The 18,310-nt window shown below is 44.7% G+C and carries 14 protein-coding genes and 1 pseudogene; 10 read left to right on the top strand and 5 right to left on the bottom strand.

The features are described 5' to 3' along the window. Window positions 1–211: 211 nt before the first annotated feature. The 3 genes from ACTQ53_RS00075 to ACTQ53_RS00065 all read right to left on the bottom strand — a co-directional run bounded on the left by ACTQ53_RS00075 (window position 212) and on the right by ACTQ53_RS00065 (window position 5,486). A complete protein-coding gene (locus ACTQ53_RS00075; RefSeq protein WP_441931591.1) occupies window positions 212–3,064 on the bottom strand; it encodes a putative LPS assembly protein LptD in 2,853 nt (950 codons plus the stop codon). 37 nt (window positions 3,065–3,101) lie between these two features. Then, complete coding sequence (locus ACTQ53_RS00070) at window positions 3,102–3,644, bottom strand: HDIG domain-containing metalloprotein (protein ID WP_441931590.1); 543 nt, start codon at window positions 3,642–3,644, stop codon at window positions 3,102–3,104. Between the two features lie 66 nt (window positions 3,645–3,710). Beyond that, window positions 3,711–5,486 (bottom strand): oxaloacetate decarboxylase, encoded by a 1,776-nt coding sequence (locus tag ACTQ53_RS00065; RefSeq protein ID WP_294968650.1) that lies wholly within the window; start codon window positions 5,484–5,486, stop codon window positions 3,711–3,713. Window positions 5,487–5,837: 351 nt separating this feature from the next. Between ACTQ53_RS00065 and ACTQ53_RS00060 the strand changes: the two genes are divergently transcribed. Next, on the top strand, window positions 5,838–7,127 hold the full coding sequence (locus ACTQ53_RS00060; protein WP_441931589.1) for a hypothetical protein: 1,290 nt from the start codon (window positions 5,838–5,840) through the stop codon (window positions 7,125–7,127). 19 nt (window positions 7,128–7,146) lie between these two features. Here ACTQ53_RS00060 and ACTQ53_RS00055 read toward each other — a convergent pair whose 3' ends face one another. Next, window positions 7,147–7,845: an HAD family hydrolase gene (locus tag ACTQ53_RS00055; RefSeq protein WP_217760956.1), complete on the bottom strand. Its 699-nt coding sequence runs from the start codon at window positions 7,843–7,845 to the stop codon at window positions 7,147–7,149. Between the two features lie 126 nt (window positions 7,846–7,971). Here ACTQ53_RS00055 and ACTQ53_RS00050 point away from each other — a divergent pair, with 126 nt between their 5' ends. The 9 genes and pseudogenes from ACTQ53_RS00050 (at window position 7,972) to ACTQ53_RS00010 (ending at window position 17,702) form a co-directional block, all read left to right on the top strand. After that, window positions 7,972–8,103, top strand: a complete 132-nt coding sequence (locus tag ACTQ53_RS00050; RefSeq protein ID WP_441931588.1) for a hypothetical protein — start codon at window positions 7,972–7,974, stop codon at window positions 8,101–8,103. A 1,010-nt stretch (window positions 8,104–9,113) separates the two neighbouring features. After that, on the top strand, window positions 9,114–11,357 hold the full coding sequence (locus tag ACTQ53_RS00045; RefSeq protein WP_441931587.1) for an anion permease: 2,244 nt from the start codon (window positions 9,114–9,116) through the stop codon (window positions 11,355–11,357). Window positions 11,358–11,634: 277 nt separating this feature from the next. Then, a complete protein-coding gene (locus ACTQ53_RS00040; protein ID WP_295346038.1) occupies window positions 11,635–12,042 on the top strand; it encodes an Hsp20/alpha crystallin family protein in 408 nt (135 codons plus the stop codon). Between the two features lie 404 nt (window positions 12,043–12,446). Continuing rightward, window positions 12,447–13,139 carry a queuosine precursor transporter gene (locus ACTQ53_RS00035; RefSeq protein WP_153125355.1) on the top strand — a complete coding sequence of 231 codons (693 nt, stop codon included), beginning with the start codon at window positions 12,447–12,449 and terminating at the stop codon, window positions 13,137–13,139. Between the two features lie 54 nt (window positions 13,140–13,193). Next, window positions 13,194–13,652, top strand: coding sequence for a preQ(1) synthase (gene queF / locus ACTQ53_RS00030; protein WP_441931586.1), 459 nt, complete (start codon window positions 13,194–13,196; stop codon window positions 13,650–13,652). A gap of 350 nt (window positions 13,653–14,002) precedes the next feature. Continuing rightward, complete coding sequence (locus ACTQ53_RS00025; RefSeq protein ID WP_153090304.1) at window positions 14,003–14,518, top strand: TlpA family protein disulfide reductase; 516 nt, start codon at window positions 14,003–14,005, stop codon at window positions 14,516–14,518. A gap of 890 nt (window positions 14,519–15,408) precedes the next feature. Continuing rightward, the gene (locus ACTQ53_RS00020; protein WP_441931584.1) at window positions 15,409–15,942 is read left to right on the top strand and encodes a methylated-DNA--[protein]-cysteine S-methyltransferase; all 534 of its coding nucleotides are present in this window, start codon (window positions 15,409–15,411) and stop codon (window positions 15,940–15,942) included. Window positions 15,943–15,972: 30 nt separating this feature from the next. Next, window positions 15,973–17,220 (top strand): annotated as a pseudogene (locus ACTQ53_RS00015) (MFS transporter). A gap of 2 nt (window positions 17,221–17,222) precedes the next feature. After that, a complete protein-coding gene (locus ACTQ53_RS00010) occupies window positions 17,223–17,702 on the top strand; it encodes a DUF4186 domain-containing protein (protein ID WP_441931583.1) in 480 nt (159 codons plus the stop codon). A 282-nt stretch (window positions 17,703–17,984) separates the two neighbouring features. Here ACTQ53_RS00010 and ACTQ53_RS00005 read toward each other — a convergent pair. Beyond that, the coding region (locus tag ACTQ53_RS00005) for an IS66 family transposase (protein ID WP_441931582.1) at window positions 17,985–18,310 on the bottom strand (326 nt) is incomplete at its 5' end.

Below are 18,310 nucleotides of genomic sequence, written 5' to 3'. Positions count from 1 at the left end.
CTTGTTCATGATGCGTATAAATTTAAATTTTCAATTATTATTTTCAATTGCTATTTTGGGAATTATCCAAAATATGATTTTCCATATCCGGTACAAATTTACGATTAATATCTGAAATAACAAAGATATATCATAAAAAAACGAGAATAACCGGTGTTTTTTTCAAATACCCATTATCCTCGTTTGATTTCTATTTGATTCCCTAGCCAAATCAATACCACTTGACGGCGTTAGAATAACCACTACGCTTATCATACTTCAGCGCATCCGTCAATGTAGCTGCATTGCATCGGAAGGTGAAGTTATAACTGGTATATGGCGCAAGTACTACTGAACAACTCATATTGAAGCAGTGGAGATCTCGAGCCAGACTGGCTGTAGTCATACTAATCTTGGAATTCTCGAAGTCGTAACCGGAAGAGAAACTGATGTTCCATCCATCACTCAAGCGAACATTACCACTCATGTTAAGCGTCTGTGTAAACTTGTATGGATAGCGCATGGACTTCTCGTTGAATTTCTCTCGTCGAGTATCCTCACGCATCGTAACACCATATCCAAAGGTCAAAGACCAAGGCATCTTGAATGCCATATAACCGTCGGTGTCGGTCTTTGCTTTACCACCGCCACTCTTCTTGGCTGCCGTCTTACCCTTCTCGATATTATCATCCACGTTGCTTTCTATGTCGGTATCCATACCTTCATCGTCATCATCGCTCTTCCTGTTCTTGTCCTTATCATCATCATCATCGCCACCACCGAAGAGTTTCTTCAACTTTTCCGGATTCAGCGTGAATGAGAAGTTCTGAGACATTCCCTGGAATCGTCCGAATCGACCCTTGCCCCACTCTGTGTGGTTGCCAACAAACACATTACCCTGATCATCCAGTTCATATGCGTATGTAGCAAAGACAGCATTCATATTGAATGTGTAGTTCTTCCACCACTTGAGACGGAGGTTGATATTCATATCGCTCCAAGGGCGAACCTTGGCTGCGGTGTTGTAACTCATATTGATATCGAACGCATCAATGAGACTCACCTTCTTGAGACTGTCGTTCTTATCTCTCCATTTCATCTCCAGGTTATTGCCCAGAGTGAAGGAAATGTTACCACTCTTGCCCTTACCCGGCACACCGTAAAGTGCATTCTGATATGGTGAATAACTGACGAGCGATACGTTACCGTCAGCATCAGTCTTCTGATAAGTATCCCAGAATCCATATCGGCTAGCACCGAAGTCTGGCGCATAACTGAAGTTGACCGTCGGAGTGAAAACGTGGCGAATCCTGTCAATCCTATTGCCGAAGAGCTTACGGTTAGGAATCCAGAATCCATACAGCTTGGTAGAGAGACCTACACTCATGTTCCAGTTATAAACATTGTTGAAACCATATATGGTATCACTCTTCTCAACCTGCTTTTCGCTATCCCATGATTTCTCCACCTTATTGGTATACATACGGTCGGTGAAGTTGAACGAAGGACTCACATTGAGATATTTGAAGAGAGTGAACGATGCACTCACTGGTATCTGATGCTGCCATCCGTTGCGCCAGTCCTTGATAAGCGAACTGTGCATCAGCTTATCCTCCTTGGTATTGATACTGTTAGAGATATGTCCTGTATAACTCATGGCGATTTTCTCGTACCATTTCTCATCACCCACCATCTTCTTTCTTCTGAACGGATAGAATCGGGAGATAGAGATGTTGAGGTCTGGCAAGGTCATCGCTATCGAAGAGTCACGCATGTTCTGCGAAAGATTGGCTGTAGAACTGAGCGACATACCGATGCTGGAGAACGTTGTACTCCAGTTGACAGAAGAGGTTCGAGTACTCTGCGTCATCGTCTGCGGATTATAGAGTGAACTCAGATTATTCCGCTCATAGCTGGATGTGGCAAAATTGACACTTGCCGACAACGAACTGAACGGATTAGCCTTTGAGTCTTGTCTATGACTCCACTGCAACTTGAAGCTCTCCTGCTCTGTGAAATCAGGCATACCCTTGTCTCCATTCTTCGTATCCTGGTAACTGAAGAAGAAGGAACCGGAATACTTATATCGCTTGCGATAGTTGCTTGCCGCCGAAAGTCCCCAAGATCCCTTGGTATAGATTTCTCCGAGGAGTTTCAAGTCCCACTTGTCACTCATGGCAAAATAATAGCCACCATCCCTGAGATAGAATCCGCGCGCACTCTCATCACCGTATGTCGGCATGATGAAACCGCTGCTGTAACTCTTGGAGAACGGGAAGAAACCGTATGGTATGGCTATAGGAACCGGCACATCGCACACCACGAGATGAGCAGGTCCGAAGACCACATCCTTATTCGGTCGCATCTTGGCACGTGAGAGTGAGATATAGAAATCCGGATGCGGATCATCACAGGTGGTATAGGTGGCATGTTTCAGATAAACCGTACCAGAAGAATCTCGCTTCGATTTCATACCTCGCAAGAAACCATCTTCCTGCGCTGTATATACATTATTAATAAGAGCCTTCTTGCTCTTGAAATTAAACTTAATCGTGTCGGTATCGTAGGTATCACCTCCTATCTTGAAGATTGGCTTTCCCTTGACACCTTCCTTAGTAGAAGAATCGGGAGTACCCATTGCCTTCACATTGCTCTTGTCGAGATCCATGGATATACGATCAGAAGAAAGATCCATGTTCTGGTACTTCACATTCGAATTACCAAAGAGATGCGCTACCTTGTTATGAGCATCATAGACCAGCGAGTCGTCGGCCTGATAACTGACCGGCGCATCAATACCACCCGACTTCTTACGGTTGATACTATCCTGATGGATACTGTCATCCACTACCTTATTATGTTTCCATATAGCCTTCTGCAGCGAGTCCATCTGGGTGGTATCGGCCTCCGTACTGATGATTTCATTGCCGAGAGAATCGACAAAGACGGAGTCGCCCACAGCCACGGCAGTAGAATCCACCTGAGCCTTCTTGTCTTTCTTTTTAGAAGGCATACCCGGGTTTGCCACCATCATGCATGAGATGGCAGCAAACATCAGTGCAGCTATAGTTGATTGTTTTCTCATTCAGAAATTATTGTTAAGAAGTCACCCAACAGAACTTCTATCCTATTTCAAACATCCGCTCCCATTCATGGAAGCGCTTTACTCCTTCCTCGCCAAACTTAGCGAGACTTTTCTCTGCCTTTTCAATACTCTTTTCCTTGTCGAGATGAGTCTTGCTGAAGAACTTATCAGCATAGCAGATTACCTTTTCCTCCATTGTTTCGGGCAGAAAATCCTGGTGAGGCAGAGGCAGTTGCTGCTTCTCAATCTGCTCTTTTGTGATGCCGGCACCTGTATGGCGCTCACATACCCGAGCATGGCGCTCATAGCCTTCCTTGCGCAAGAGTTCGGCACCCAATCTACCATGACAGATATATGGTTGCGAGCCAAAACACATGATGCCGGGAGCATCGGTCATGAAGATTCCTATATCGTGAAGCATCGCTGCTTCCTCGATAAACTGGGCATCCAAACGCAATTCAGGATGAGACGAAACAATCTGTAGCGCTTTTTGCGCTACAGATTGACTATGTGTAATGAGGATATGACGAAGCTCATTATCCTCAGGATAATACTTATCAATTAATAATTTATAATTCATAATTAATAATTATTCGTAGCCGTCCACAACGGCGCAGCCTAATTGTTAATTCTTAATTATCAATTCTTAATTATTCTCGCGCTCAATGTAAGCGATGACATCACCCTTGCGGATCTTGCTGCCCTGCTTAGCATTGATTTCTACGAGCTTGCCACCCAATGCAGCAGGAACTGTCTCAAACTCACCCCATGGAGCGAGGATGTAGCAGAAGGCATCACCTTCCTTATACTCCTTACCGATGAATGGCTCTACAGCTGGCTGGCACTCGCCTTCGCCCTGGAACTCCCAGAAAATCTGACCTGCAACTGGTGCTACGATAGCATCTGCCTTGGCGTGCTTGAATTCTGCGAGCTGAGCTGGTGTCAAGGTGCTGCCGAGCTTGGCATCCTTTGCCTTCTGGAGGTCAGCCAGGAAGTTCTTCTTAGCCTGACCGCTCTTGTAATTGCGATACTGCTCTGGGTGCATGGCGAGCTCAAAGAGTTCCTCATCGTCCTGACCATACTCCCAACCGTTCTCGTCCATCTCCTTCTTGAAGTCGTCGAGTGCATTAGTAAGCAATGTGTGGGCATCAACATCTGTAAACTCACGACCCTGCTTCTTGGCAAGCTCCACGAGTTCCGGATCAATCTCTCCAGGAATCTTACCACTCTTACCGAGAATCATACCCCACATAGAATCGTCCATCATCACGAAGCGGCCCTTGCCCTGCTCCATGGTGAGGAGGTTCATCAATGAGATGTTCTTTACATACTGGCTGAATGGTGTTACCAATGGAGGATAACCCACGCGTGGCCATACATACTCTACCTCGTCGAAGAGCTTGATCAGGAGGTCGTCCATAGACAACTCTTCTTCACCCTTCTTCTTGCGGATATTGTTGATAGTCTGACGCATACCGCCGAGGTCTGCCATCATTGAGCCCATCATACCGCCAGGGAGACCGCAACCGAGCAACAATGAAGACATAATCTTGTTACCTGGGTTGATGAAGTAGCCCAACCACTCGTCGATGAACTCCTGAGTCATGGCACGAGCCTTCATGTAAGCGCTCATATTGATCTCAGGAACCTCAAAGCCCTCGTTCTTCAGCATGCTGATGACAGAGATTACGTCTGGATGAACCTTACCCCATGACAATGGCTCGATGGCTGTATCGATGATGTCGGCACCATTGTTGCAGACCTCGAGGATAGAAGCCATAGAGAGACCAGGACCAGAGTGACCGTGGTACTGGATGATGATCTCAGGATACTTGTCCTTGATCATCTTGGTAAGCTTACCGAGGAATGCAGGCTGACCGATACCGGCCATATCCTTCAAGCAGATTTCCTCTGCACCTGCAGCGATGAGCTGGTCGGCGATGTTCATATAATATTCGAGAGTATGAACAGGAGAATTGGTAATACAGAGTGCACACTGTGGAGTCATACCACCCTCCTTAGCCCACTTGATAGAAGGAATGATGTTACGAACATCGTTCAAACCATCAAAGATACGGGTGATGTTGGTACCCTGCTTAGCCTTTACCTTGTACATCAAGGCACGTACATCGTCTGGCACAGGATACATGCGAAGAGCGTTCAATCCACGATCGAGCATGTGAGTCTTGATGCCCACCTCGTTGAATGGCTTACAGAATGCACGAACTGCATCATTAGGATTCTCACCTGCGAGGAGGTTAACCTGCTCGAAAGCACCACCATTGGTCTCTACACGGCTAAAGCAACCCATTTCAATGATAACTGGGGCAATCTTAGCCAACTGATCCTTGCGTGGCTGGAACTTACCAGAACTCTGCCACATGTCTCGGTATACGAGACTGAACTGAATTTTCTTCTTCATTCTTATTATTAAATTTCTTTTTTTCTATTATATATAATTAATGTGTATCCGATGCTCTCAAGCTCGCAAAAGCCAAGGCATTCCATACCAAGGTGCAAAATTAGACAAAAAATTCGAGAAATCAGACTTTTCCCCTCATTTATTACATTTTCTGCACCGAAATTATTAATTATTAATTATTAATTGCCAAACTGAGAGAACAAAAATGAGAAATATAGGGGAATAAATACAAAAAATGGTTGCGAAATTTTGTTTTGTCTGCTTTTCTCAGTACCTTTGCATCCGTTTTTGGAATAACAGAGAAAAAGACAAAAATCTAGTTACAAAATTTATAGACTATTCAAGCAGAATATGGCGAACAATACGAAAAATCATCAATTACCTATCTGGACAGAGGTAGAGTATACAGCATTATGTAAGAATCCGTTCATTGACACTCCTTTCTTCATTCCAAAGGAATCGAAGGTCTTCCTATGTCGTGAAGACGGCAGCAGAGAGGAACAGCGAATGATTTTCCTGGTCTTTAAGTCTACCGCTGCTGCAAAAGATGCAGAATGGGAAGACGACCCTATTCCTGGCGAATTGTGGGTAAAGCCTTTGGAGGATGACGACACAGAGGAATATGAACCTGCAAAAATCATCTATCTCGGACAGGATATTGATGACTTTATCAATGTGGTTAGCGAAGATGACAATACTATTACATTCGACTTCTACTGGCGTCACGGTGAGGTAAAAGTAGAGAAAGCAGAAAAAACCGACGAAGGATTCGTATGCAAGAAGGAAGACTTCGGCGAGGAGGGTCTGCGCCTGACTCTCATTCCAGAGGAGGACGGCAATCCGTTCTCTCTCACCCTGCAGATTCCATACATCGGATTCTCTCTGTATGACGCTGAAGACCACAAAGTACATGGAGAGATAGAAGTGGCACACGACCAGATAGACAACTACCGCTACGAGTTCGTAGGCAACGATACCAACGACCGTTTCTCATTGCATCTCGACAATGACAAACTGATTTATATCTGCGTATTGCGCCCTGAGACTGCACAGCTGGTGGTACGCGACCAGCGCGAACGCCTTTCCGTGGTAGACCAGATTCCGTCAGAAGGTAAGCTGAGCCAGCTGATGATGAATGCCCATTCTGCACTCATCAAGAACAAGAACTACCGTTGGCGCGTGAACATCTCTGGCAGTTCTATCGCTCAGGAGGTTGAATTGGAAATCAATCCAGAGAGTCTCGTTGCATTCATCAAGGAGCAGATGGCTAAAGGAACCGACATGGATACCCTCGGACAGCAGCTCATCGCCATGGAACAGAAGTATGCCTTCCAGTGGTTCTGGTTGAAGGACAGCGACTGGAGCCATGACGACCCGATGTTCGACATGTTCATGAACCAGCTTGTAGCATTCTCGTTCGTCACCCAGAAGCCAATCCAGGGCGACCAGCTGCAGGCACGCAACAACAAGCGCAAGATCAAGCGTTGCGCCAAGCTCATCAAGGCTCATCAGAAGGGAGAAATCAGCCTTTGGGAAGAGGAAGAGGAACAGCGTAAGGAGATTCTCCATCTCTTCAGCACCTTCCACGGTCCTTTCACAGAAATGCTGGAATCATTGAATGATGAGTCTGGAGAAGATTAAAATATATCCTCGGATTATTTTATAATATATCGAGGAGTTCCTCGAATCTTGAGATACGTCGGAGCTTCGGATGTTCAAATTCCTCTATTTTTTCATGTGCCCATGTGGTATGAAAAGGAATATGGACAGCCGAAGCTCCGATTTTTAATGCAGGAGCAATATCACTCTTGAAACTGTTTCCCACCATCACCAGCTCGTCGGGAGTTACATCCAGTTCCCTGCAGAGACGATGATAAGCCTTGGGCGTCTTGTCGCTCACGATAGTCACCACATCAAAATACCGCTGCAGTCCCGAACGCCACAACTTATTCTCCTGATCCATCAACTCACCCTTGGTGAAGACTGCCAGCTTATATTTCTTCATCTCACGGAAACAAGCCAAGGTTTTCTCTACCCCTTCCAAAGGCTTGGCATCAAGATGCAGGAGGCTCTTACCCAAGTCCACAATTTGGGCGATGACATTCGCCTCCACCTTACCATGACTCACCTTCACCGCATTCTCTACCAGGGATATGGTGAAAGCCTTGCAGCCATATCCCAAATCAGCCATATTTTTACTCTCCGTCTCGAAGAGAGCAGCAGAAATATCCTTTTCCTTTCCATATTCCGCAAGCAGCTCGCAATACTCATGCTCCACGTCCTCGAAATAGTTTTGTAATGCCCAGAGCGTATCATCGGCATCGAAGGCTATCGCCTTGATATTCTTCAGTTTTTCCATATTTTTCATTTCTTTTTGTTGCAAAGTTAATGTTTTTATCCGAAAAGGAAAACAATTTATTCTGCTTTCTTATGCATATACCAATATTTTTCGTAACTTTGCCAAAAATTCAATAAAAGCAACAATATGAAATACCCTATAGGATATGCTCGTGAGTATGCAGCTGACAAAAGAAAGACATACCAGATAGGCTGCAACTTCTCATCTGAGACAGGTACAATTGATGGCTGGAAGCTGCAGATTTCTTCAGAGGCTTAAGAACAAATAAAACACCGTTTGAAATTTTCTTGTTTAATGAAGATTCCAAACGGTGTTTCATTTTATTTTTTACATATCATTTCTCTTCATACCCTTCAAGCAAGAATAGCGATAATTATAATTTTTCTTACTAAAGAACGGATGGAAATTCTGTAAATTTCATGTGCCATCCTGTAGATTTCAAATGCGAATGGGGACATTTCACTTATTGTCTTACTAGGGCACAACATTGCCCCTAGGCGGGCAACTTTTTGCCGTCTAAAGATAAATATTACTACGTCGGGATAGAGATTTCTACATGCCTATAAAACGTTTCGCCAAAAGCATAAAGGCTGACGGAATTTTTCTGTACGTAAGCCCTGCTTTCAAATCCACTCTTCACTCTTCACTCTTCACATATATGGCATAAGCATCTGAATACAAACCACTTACTGCGGTGAAGAGTTATGCCGACTCTTCACAACTCTTCACCAGTCTTCACCTTTTGGGATTCTATAGAGACCCGTTCCAGACTTCTATTGTGACCATCATCAGGCTTCTATTGTGGCTTGCATCAGGCTTCTATTAAGCTTAGCTTAAGCCTCCTTTAAGCTTGGTTTAAGCCTCCTTTGAACTTGGTTTAAGCCTTAGATAAAGTTTACGTAAGGCTTTGTTAAAGTTTACTTGAGCCACTTTCCGATTTTTAGAGCCTCCAATTTCCCTTATAAACAGCAGAAAAATCAATCGGGTGAAGAGTGGTGAAGAGTGGTGAAGAGTCAGCGTAACTCTTCACAGACACAAATACCTCATATTCAATAATTTACACCACATCTGTGAAGAGTGAAGAGTAGAATTAAGAGTAGAGTTTTTTCTTTCGTTTCAGAACATCTTAACAATATTGTAACACCTGTTTAAATCACCTGTAACATCGTACTCGTACCTTTGCACCCGGAAAAGCAAGGGGAGAAATGTATCTAGCTATGTTGAGACAAGCCCCTATATAATAAGGTATATAAACATTAATAAAATATATGAGTACGATTTATCTTTGTATTGTGATCTTCCTGCTCTGTCTGGCAGTGTTTGATCTCTTCGTGGGAGTCAGCAACGATGCTGTCAACTTCCTGCAATCTGCCATCGGAGCTAAGGTGGCTAAGTTTCGCACGGTGCTCATCATCGCATCCTGCGGTGTAGTACTAGGAGCCATCATGTCATCGGGAATGATGGACATTGCCCGACACGGCATCATGAGTCCAGACCACTTCACCTTCGAGGAAGTGATGACGCTCTTCCTAGCCGTCATGGTGACGGATATCATCATCCTGGATGTGTTCAACACGCTGGGAATGCCTACTTCAACCACCGTCTCCTTGGTGTTCGAGCTCCTGGGAGGTGCCTTCATCCTCGCAACTCTGAAGATGTATGGTGACGACAGCCTCAACTACGGTGTCTTGCTGAACAGTAACAAGGCATTGGAGGTAATCATGGGTATTTTCTCATCTGTCATCATCGCCTTCGTATTCGGTGCCTTTGTAATGTGGCTTTCACGTATCGTCTTCACCTTCAACTATCGCAAGCATTCACGCTACAGCATCGCCATCTTCGGTGGTATCGCCTTCACGGCCCTCTCTTACTTCATCTTCATGAAGGGATTGGGCAAGAGTCCTTACCTGCCAGCAGAATGGCGCGATTATATCGACCAGAACCTTGGCTTGCTGCTCTGCATCACCTTCGTGAGTTCTGCCATCGTGATGGAGTTCCTGCATCTCTGCCGCATCAACATCTTCAAGTTTACCGTGTTGATGGGTACATTCGCTCTGGCGATGGCTTTCGCCGGTAACGACCTGGTGAACTTCATCGGTGTGCCTCTCGCGGGTCTTTCTTCTTATCAGGACTATATGGCGAATGGAAATGGTGCTGCTCCAGACCAGTTTATGATGACTTCTCTGATAGACAGCGCCAAGACCACTCCAGTATATCTTCTTACAGCCGGTGCCGTGATGATCATCGCCATGGCAACTTCCAAAAAGGCTCAGAACGTAATCAAGACTTCTGTGGATTTGAGCCGTCAGGACGAGGGTGACGAGATGTTCGGCAGCTCTTCTGCAGCCCGTGTCATCGTCCGCAACTGCCAGGCTACAGATTCATGGTTGAAGCAGTTTATGCCAAAGGCTCTGATGAACTGGATCAACAGCCGTTTCGACAAGAAAGATGTAGAGCTGGAAGAGAGCGCTGCCTTCGACGTGGTTCGTGCAGCCGTAAACCTGGTATTGGCAAGTATGCTCATCACCATCGGTACCAACCTGAAGTTGCCACTCTCTACTACATACGTAACCTTTATGGTGGCTATGGGTTCTTCACTGGCAGATAGAGCTTGGAGCCGTGAGAGTGCCGTGTTCCGTGTAACCGGTGTATTGAGTGTAATTGGAGGTTGGTTTATCACTGCCGGTGTAGCTTTCGCAGCCTGTGCCATTATCTGCCTCATCATGCACTTCGGAGGTGTAGGTATCCAGAGCTGCTTCATGGCATTGGTTATCTTCCTGCTCATCCGCAGCAATATCCAGTATAACAAGAAGGCTAAGGAAGAGAGCAAGGGCAGTACCTTCCAGTTGATGATGCGCTCACACGATCCAGAAATAGTATGGGATCTGCTTCGTCGCCAGGTATCCCGCACCCAGAGCTTCGTCTGCCACTTTGCACTCAACGAGTTCAACCAGATTATGGATGGTCTTGCCAACGAGAATCCTAAGTATCTCCGTCATGCCAACAAGGACTTGAAGAAGGAGCAGGATATGCTGAAGAAGTTCCGTCGCCAGGAGATGCTCGGTTTGAAGAAATCGCCAATGGAGATTGCCATCGAGCGCAACACCTGGTTCCATCTGGGAGCCAACAGCAACCAGCAGTTCATCTACTCTCTGCGCCGTATGCTCGACCCAATCAAGGAGCACGTGGACAACAACTTCAATCCACTCCCAGCAGAATACACCAAGGAGTTTGCTCCTGTACGCCAGAAGATCAACGACCTGATGCGTATGAGCTGCGAACAGATTGAAACCAACCGCTACGAGAACTACCGCGAGATTCTCGCCGAAGCAGATGCCTGCAAGGATGAGCTCAGCGTACTTCGCAAGAAGCATATTGACCGCATCCAGCATCTTTCAGATAATTCTCTGATGCAGATTTCACTGGTTTACCTGAATGTACTTCAGGAGAGCCAGGAGTTCCTGAGCGTGATGAGACACCAGCTCAGAGCTGCCAAGAAGTTCATGGAGTAATAAAGAACCGAGGGGACTCTCGGTGAAACCGAGAAGAACGGCGGCTCTCTTGTTAAAAATTAGAAGCCCGGCATTCGTGACAGAATGTCGGGTTTTTTATTTTGTTTGGAGGGTTTTTATTTGCTTTTCTTCAGCTTTTCTGCCGAAATGACAGAAATTTCCACTTTGGTATAAGGATTGCAAAAAGAGAGAATGTAAGCGGATAAATAATTCGCTACACAACATTAAATAATAACGAATAATAATAATTAAAATATAATCGGAGGTTAAGATTATGATGTACAGAAATTCTTGGATACCAGAGGTATTTAACGGACTCTTCAACGAGGGTAATATGCAGAAGGCTAATACTACAGCCCCAGCCATCAACGTAAAGGAGTCTTTGACAAAATATACAGTAGAACTTGCAGCCCCAGGAATGCGCAAGGACGACTTTGAGGTAAATCTCAATGAGAACGGTGATCTCCATATCAAGATGGAGAACAAGCGCCAGCCAGAGCAGGAGGAGCACGTATATTTGCGTCGCGAGTTCTCTTACGCTAAGTTTGAGCAGACCCTGATTCTCCCAGACGATGTCAACAAGGAGAAGATTTCTGCCAGCGTAGCTGACGGTGTGCTCACCATCCAGTTGCCTAAGATGCAGAAGGAAGAGCAGAAGGTAGCTCGACAGATTACTGTGGGCTAACACTCTCAGATAGGTTTCAGTTTAGGCTTAGATTTCCATCTAAGCCAAACTCCATTAGTTTGTTTTAGGTTTAGATTAAGTTTATATAAGTTGTTAGTTAGTTAAGACAAAACAGATTGTTAGTTTGTTCAGATAAAATAGGTTGTTAGTTGATAAAAAGATTGTTAGATTAGGTTTTTAGGTTGATAAATTTTGGTTTAACAATAAATTTCGTCCCAAGTGCTAGTGATAGTACTTGGGATTTTTTTGCAGATATTATCATCATTTATTGAAGATATTTTCATAAATATTTGGCAGATAGGAAGAAAAGTTGTAATTTTGCAGCCGTTTTCGCACCAATGGGTAGTTCCCATACGTGCAATTATTAACTCGAGTGCTTGGTAAACCTCGTAAAAAACAAGAAAATGAACAAGAAAAAAACTCAAGTGAGTGTGCTGTTTATGCTTTTCAGCATTCTCTTCTGCGTTTGTCTCATTGCAGCAAACGTACTCGAAACAAAGCAAATCGCCTTCGGGCCTGTTTCCCTAACCGGTGGTCTCATCGTATTCCCAGTGAGCTACATCATCAATGATGTGGTATGCGAAGTATGGGGTTATCAAAAGGCACGTCTGCTGATATGGACAGGCTTCGCCATGAACTTCTTCTTCGTAGCACTCGGAGCCATCTGCGATGTCATCCCTGCCGCACCTTACTGGACCAACGATGCCGGCTTCCATGCCATTTTCGGTTTGGCTCCCCGCATTGCAGCAGCATCATTCGTTGCCTTCATCATCGGTTCGTTTGCCAATGCATACGTCATGAGTGTGATGAAGATTCGCGATGGTGGCAAGCATTTCTCGGCACGTGCCATTCTGAGTACCATTGCCGGTGAAAGCTGCGACAGCCTCATCTTCTTCCCATTGGCTTTGGGAGGTGTGGTTCCTACATCGGAGTTGCCTTGGCTGATGCTCTGGCAGGTCATCCTGAAGACGGCTTACGAGATTGTGGTATTACCTATCACCATCCGTGTAGTAAAAGCCATCAAAAAGCATGAGGGAGAAGACGTCTACGACGAAAACATCTCCTACAACGTATTCAAAGTGTTTAGCCTCGGCTAAGCACTTTCATTTTTTAAGTAGAATAGAACATAGAAGCATTTAACAGAAAACAATATGACAGACAGAAAAGAAGATGGTTTGCAGGCTCTCGGAGCCAAGACCGAATACAGAATGGATTATGCACCAGAGGTATTGGAAACCTTTGTCAACAAGCACCCTGGCAACGATTACTGGGTACGTTTCAACTGCCCTGAGTTCACTTCCCTCTGCCCTATCACAGGTCAGCCTGACTTTGCAGAGATTCGCATCAGCTATATTCCTGATGTAAAGATGGTAGAGAGCAAGAGTTTGAAACTTTATCTCTTCAGCTTCCGCAATCATGGCGATTTCCACGAAGACTGCGTGAACATAATCATGAAGGACCTCATTAATCTGATGGATCCTAAGTATATCGAAGTAACCGGTATCTTTACCCCACGCGGCGGCATCAGCATCTGGCCATACGCCAACTACGGCAAGCCGGGAACCAAATATGAAAAGCTGGCTGAGCAGCGCTTTGCTACCCATGAATAAATATGATTAAGACCAATAATAAATTCATGTAGTTTACATCAGCTAAACAGAAAAGTCCGTGACAGGTTTTATCCCCGTCATGGACTTTTCTGTTTTACCTTCTATATCTCCGATACTCCCTTTATCCCTGCTCCAAAAATTCGCCAGGCTTCATGCCAAACTGCTTTTGGACGGGTGCAAAGATAAAAAAACGGGGACTGCCTAGAAAGTTGCCTACGCGAGCAAGTCTGCTCCCCCAAAAACATGCCGGGCCATCTTTTTGAAGATGCGCCCGGCATTTTTTCTTTCATCCGATAGCGATTTCAAAAAAATATCCGTATCTTTGCAGCAGTTTTTAAAAACAAAGAAAAATGAAAAAAGCAATATTCTCTTTGCTCCTCATGGCAGCATCTGTCATCGGAGCCAACGCTCAGGGCAGCGCAACAACAGCCCAAAACCCACAGGATGTGGACGTACTCTATGCCAAGAATCTCCTGGCTGTAGGAACAGAGGCCCCAGCCTTCCCTGCTCTCAAGAAGGGAACATGGACAGTATTGGATTTCTGGGCTACCTGGTGCCCTGATTGCCGCAGAGAGATTCCTACCGTCAAGGAGATGTTCCAGAAGTACGGCACCCGTGCCAAGTTCATCGGCGTATCCATGGATACCGACAAGCAGAAACTCGACAACTACACTCAGGCAAACGGTGTGGAATGGGAGCAGTACAGCGAGTTCAAGAAGTGGAAGGAAACCCAGATTTCCAAGGATTACAAGATTTCCTGGCTTCCTACCATGTACCTCATCAACCCGGAGGGCAAGGTTGTTTATACCACCGTACTCGCTGAGCGCATGGCAAAGAAGCTGGCAGAAATCTTCCCAGAGAAGTAAAGGCATCAGAATCGGGATATCCCAAAAGTTTGACGCACAAGAACTGTGCCTCAAACTTTTTTTATAGACTGATAATAAGTTTGTTTGGCTGTGGCAATACCTACTGCCTGCCGGGATGAGACTTTATCATGTCATATAGCCTGAAAGCATGCCATTTTGCCATTTTTTCTATGACAAGAATTGACAGAAATCAAGAAATGAAGCCTTTTTTGTGATTTCTTCCAAAAACATTGTGTGCGTACACAAAAAGGCATTACCTTTGCACTCGAAAAGATAAAATAAAGAATAATAAAGTAAAGAAAGGATAACAATTATGATGATGGTATTAGGAATGACATTGGCAGTTGTAGCTGCCCTTTTTGCTGAGGTTGTAAATGTCAACAAGAAGATTAGCCTCGGTAAGTAAGCTGGCTTTGAGAAGCATCTCAGGATGCTTTCAATAAAGCTTCAGCTAAAAGGTAAAAATTTGGTTAACAGTTTTTTGAGAGAAAGGGAAAAATTATGATAGTATTAGGAATTGTATTTGCAATGGTAGTTGCAGCTTGCGCTGAGTATGGTGCAAGAACAAACATGAAGGACTTCGCTTAAAAGCGATGTTTCTTCTCATTTGAGAGAATTTAAACAGTAGTTTCCATATATTATAAAAAGGAAAGGCAGTTGTAAGCATCTTCTAGAATGCTAACAATTGCCTTTTTCTTTTTTGATACATGCCTATGACAGCTTTAATTTATATAATGTCCCTTAGAGTTTTCAAACTGTTGAGTTAAAAAGAATATTCCATCCTACTTTTTTGCCAAATCCAATATTTTTTGTTACTTTTGCAGCAAAGTACAATATGGCTCAGTCGTAAGTATGAAAATTCAAGAAGTAATGAAATAGTATTTAATACAATGCAGCAAGTAAACATTCAATATTACAATTCGCCTTGTGGAGAAATCATCTTGGCATCGGTGGGTGATGAATTGTGCCTATGTGATTGGAATGAAATGCCATGTGCTGAGCGCAATAAACTTCGACTTTTGAGGTATATAAAGGCTGAGTTCAAGACAGAAACATCTTATATCCAGGAACAGACCAAAAAGCAACTGGATGAATATTTTACCGGCAATCGCAAGACATTCGATATTCCGTTGCATCCTGTAGGAACTGATTTTCAGAAAAAAGTATGGAACGCATTGCTCGATATACCATACGGTGAAACCAGAAGCTATAAGGAAATAGCCATAAGTATGGGTACCCCCAATAGCACAAGAGCCGTGGCAGGAGCAATCGGATCCAATGGCATCAGCATTCTCATACCCTGCCACCGGGTTATCGGCAGCAACCATTCCCTGACGGGCTTTGCCGGAGGATTGGCCACAAAGAGATTTTTATTGGAGCTTGAAGCAGAACAAAAACAACATAAAATGTTGATTTTCAAATAAGATTGGTAAGAAAAATAAACAACAAAAGAGATGAATATTAAGTCAATAGGTAACAAAATCAAGGGTAATCCCAGGATGATAGAGGGCACAGTATATTCCATGCTCATCATCTGCAGCATTTCCCATTTTCTGAATGATATGATTCAGTCGATTATCCCTTCCATCTATCCGATTATGAAGGATAAGTTCGACTTCTCGTTTGCACAGATAGGTATCATCACGCTGTTCTTCCAGATGACATCTTCCATCCTGCAACCTTTCACAGGACTGTATGCCGACAAGCATCCCCGTCCCTATGCGCTCTCCATCGGCATGTGCTTCACATTGGTGGGCCTGCTCCTGCTGGCCTTCGCCGAGAATTATTTTCTGATTCTCCTGGCGGTAAGCGTTGTAGGTCTGGGTTCGTCTGTGTTTCATCCCACAGCTTCGAGAGTGGCACAGATGGCATCGGGAGGCAAGAAGAGTCTGGCTCAATCCATCTTCCAGGTGGGTGGCAATGGCGGTTCTGCTGTAGGACCGCTGCTTGCCGCCATCATCATCCTGCCTTTCGGATAGCATGCCATCTCCTGGTTTGCCCTTGCTGCCCTGCTCGCCGCCATCATCATGGTAAGATTGGGAGTCTGGTACAAGGCACGACTGGCTTACGTAGTGAACCATCCGCAGAAACAACCGCTTCTCAATACCCATATTTCTAAAAGGGTGAAATATTGGGCACTGTTCATCCTCATCATGCTCGTGTTCTCCAAGTATTTCTATACAGCTTGCATCACAAGCTACTTCACCTTCTTCCTGATAGATAAGTTCGGTGTATCTGTACAGACTTCACAGTTGTGCCTCTTCGTATTCCTTGCCGCCTTTGCCATAGGAACAGTGGCAGGTGGCATGCTGGGCGATAAATTTGGCAGAAAGTATGTCATCTGGTTCTCCATTCTGGGTGCTGCACCTTTCGCCATCGCCATGCCTTTCGTCAACTTCACGTGGGCCATCATCTGTACATTCCTGTCAGGACTGATTATCGCTTCGGCATTCTCTTCCATCGTGGTATATGCCACCGACCTGATGCCCGATAAAGTGGGATTGATAGCTGGCATCTTCTTCGGACTGATGTTCGGTTTGGGAGGTTTGGGCTCCGCTTTCTTCGGCTGGCTGGCCGACAAGACAAGCATTGAATTCATCTTCCAGGTGAGTGCCTTCCTGCCATTGCTCGGCATCATAGCAGGCTTCTTGCCGAATACGCAGAAGAGAAGCGTTGAAAAAACGGATGAAAAAAGAGAATAATTATGAGAAAAGATTCAGCAGTAAGCCAACCAAAATATATTGAACTGGATTTGTTTTCTGCAGAGGAAGAGAATCATCAGAAAGACTCTATCTCTTCAGAAAGCAAGGTAAACCATACTTCTCCCGACAAAGAGTACGACTTGACAGAGCTGTTTGCAAGACTTTCCAAATCAACTTTCCGCAGTCGATTCCATCTATCGAAGAGGGATAAGGATTATATTGCAGAAAAGGGCTTGGCTACCATCCGTAAACATGCGGAGGATTTCGTAGCCAAACGCCTTGCTCCTGCTGTGATTCCAAATGACGGCAAGCAGACGCCGATGAGAGGTCATCCTGTATTTATAGCCCAGCATGCTACAGGCTGCTGCTGTCGTGGATGCTTCTTCAAATGGCATCATATACCTGCCGGAAGACAGTTGACAGAAGAAGAGCAGCAATATGCGGTAACGGTACTGATGGCTTGGATAGAAAAACAGCTTTGAAAAAGCTTCTCTTTTTCTGCTGAAAGCAGGACCTGCTCCGTACCTACTCCGTACCCTCTCCGTACCAAGTCTTAGTTTCTGCAAAGTTTGCAACGTTTGCTGCAAACCTTGCAAAGAACTATTATTTTTATGTCCAAAACTCTTCTTCGCCAGTGGGCTGCATCCTGCCCAAAGTAGCCAAGACACACCATCCTCTTGAAGTCATGTATTCCTATATCAAAAATGACTGGTAGTTACAGCCTTAGTAACTACTCAGCACCCCTATGGGCATGAGTAATCGTCTTACTGTTGTACTACAGCAAGAATTGCATTGAATTTAGAATTTCCGTTCTTCATAGCAGTTTCAGCAATAGAGTGCAACTTGGCAAAATCATCGGCACCGCTGTCTGTTCGGAAGCAACCGCTGATTTTCTGCTTTATCTTGATTTTCCTAACTCCCCGCTCACTGGCATTGTTCTCGTAAGGCACACTTGGATTGGAGAGAAAGGTGAACAGGTAGTCTTTGACTTTAAGGATACCCCTCTTGAATTTCTCAAACTCGTTATCTAAATGCGTGAGGCTTTCACCCAAGAGGTTCTTCATCTTTGTCTTCAGTACCTTTATCTTTC

The sequence above is a fragment of the Prevotella sp. Sow4_E9_plate genome (assembly GCF_052116205.1).
Lineage (GTDB): Bacteria > Bacteroidota > Bacteroidia > Bacteroidales > Bacteroidaceae > Prevotella.
The sequence above is the reverse complement of the archived record's forward strand: the minus strand, read 5'-3'. Positions and strand labels throughout refer to the sequence as shown.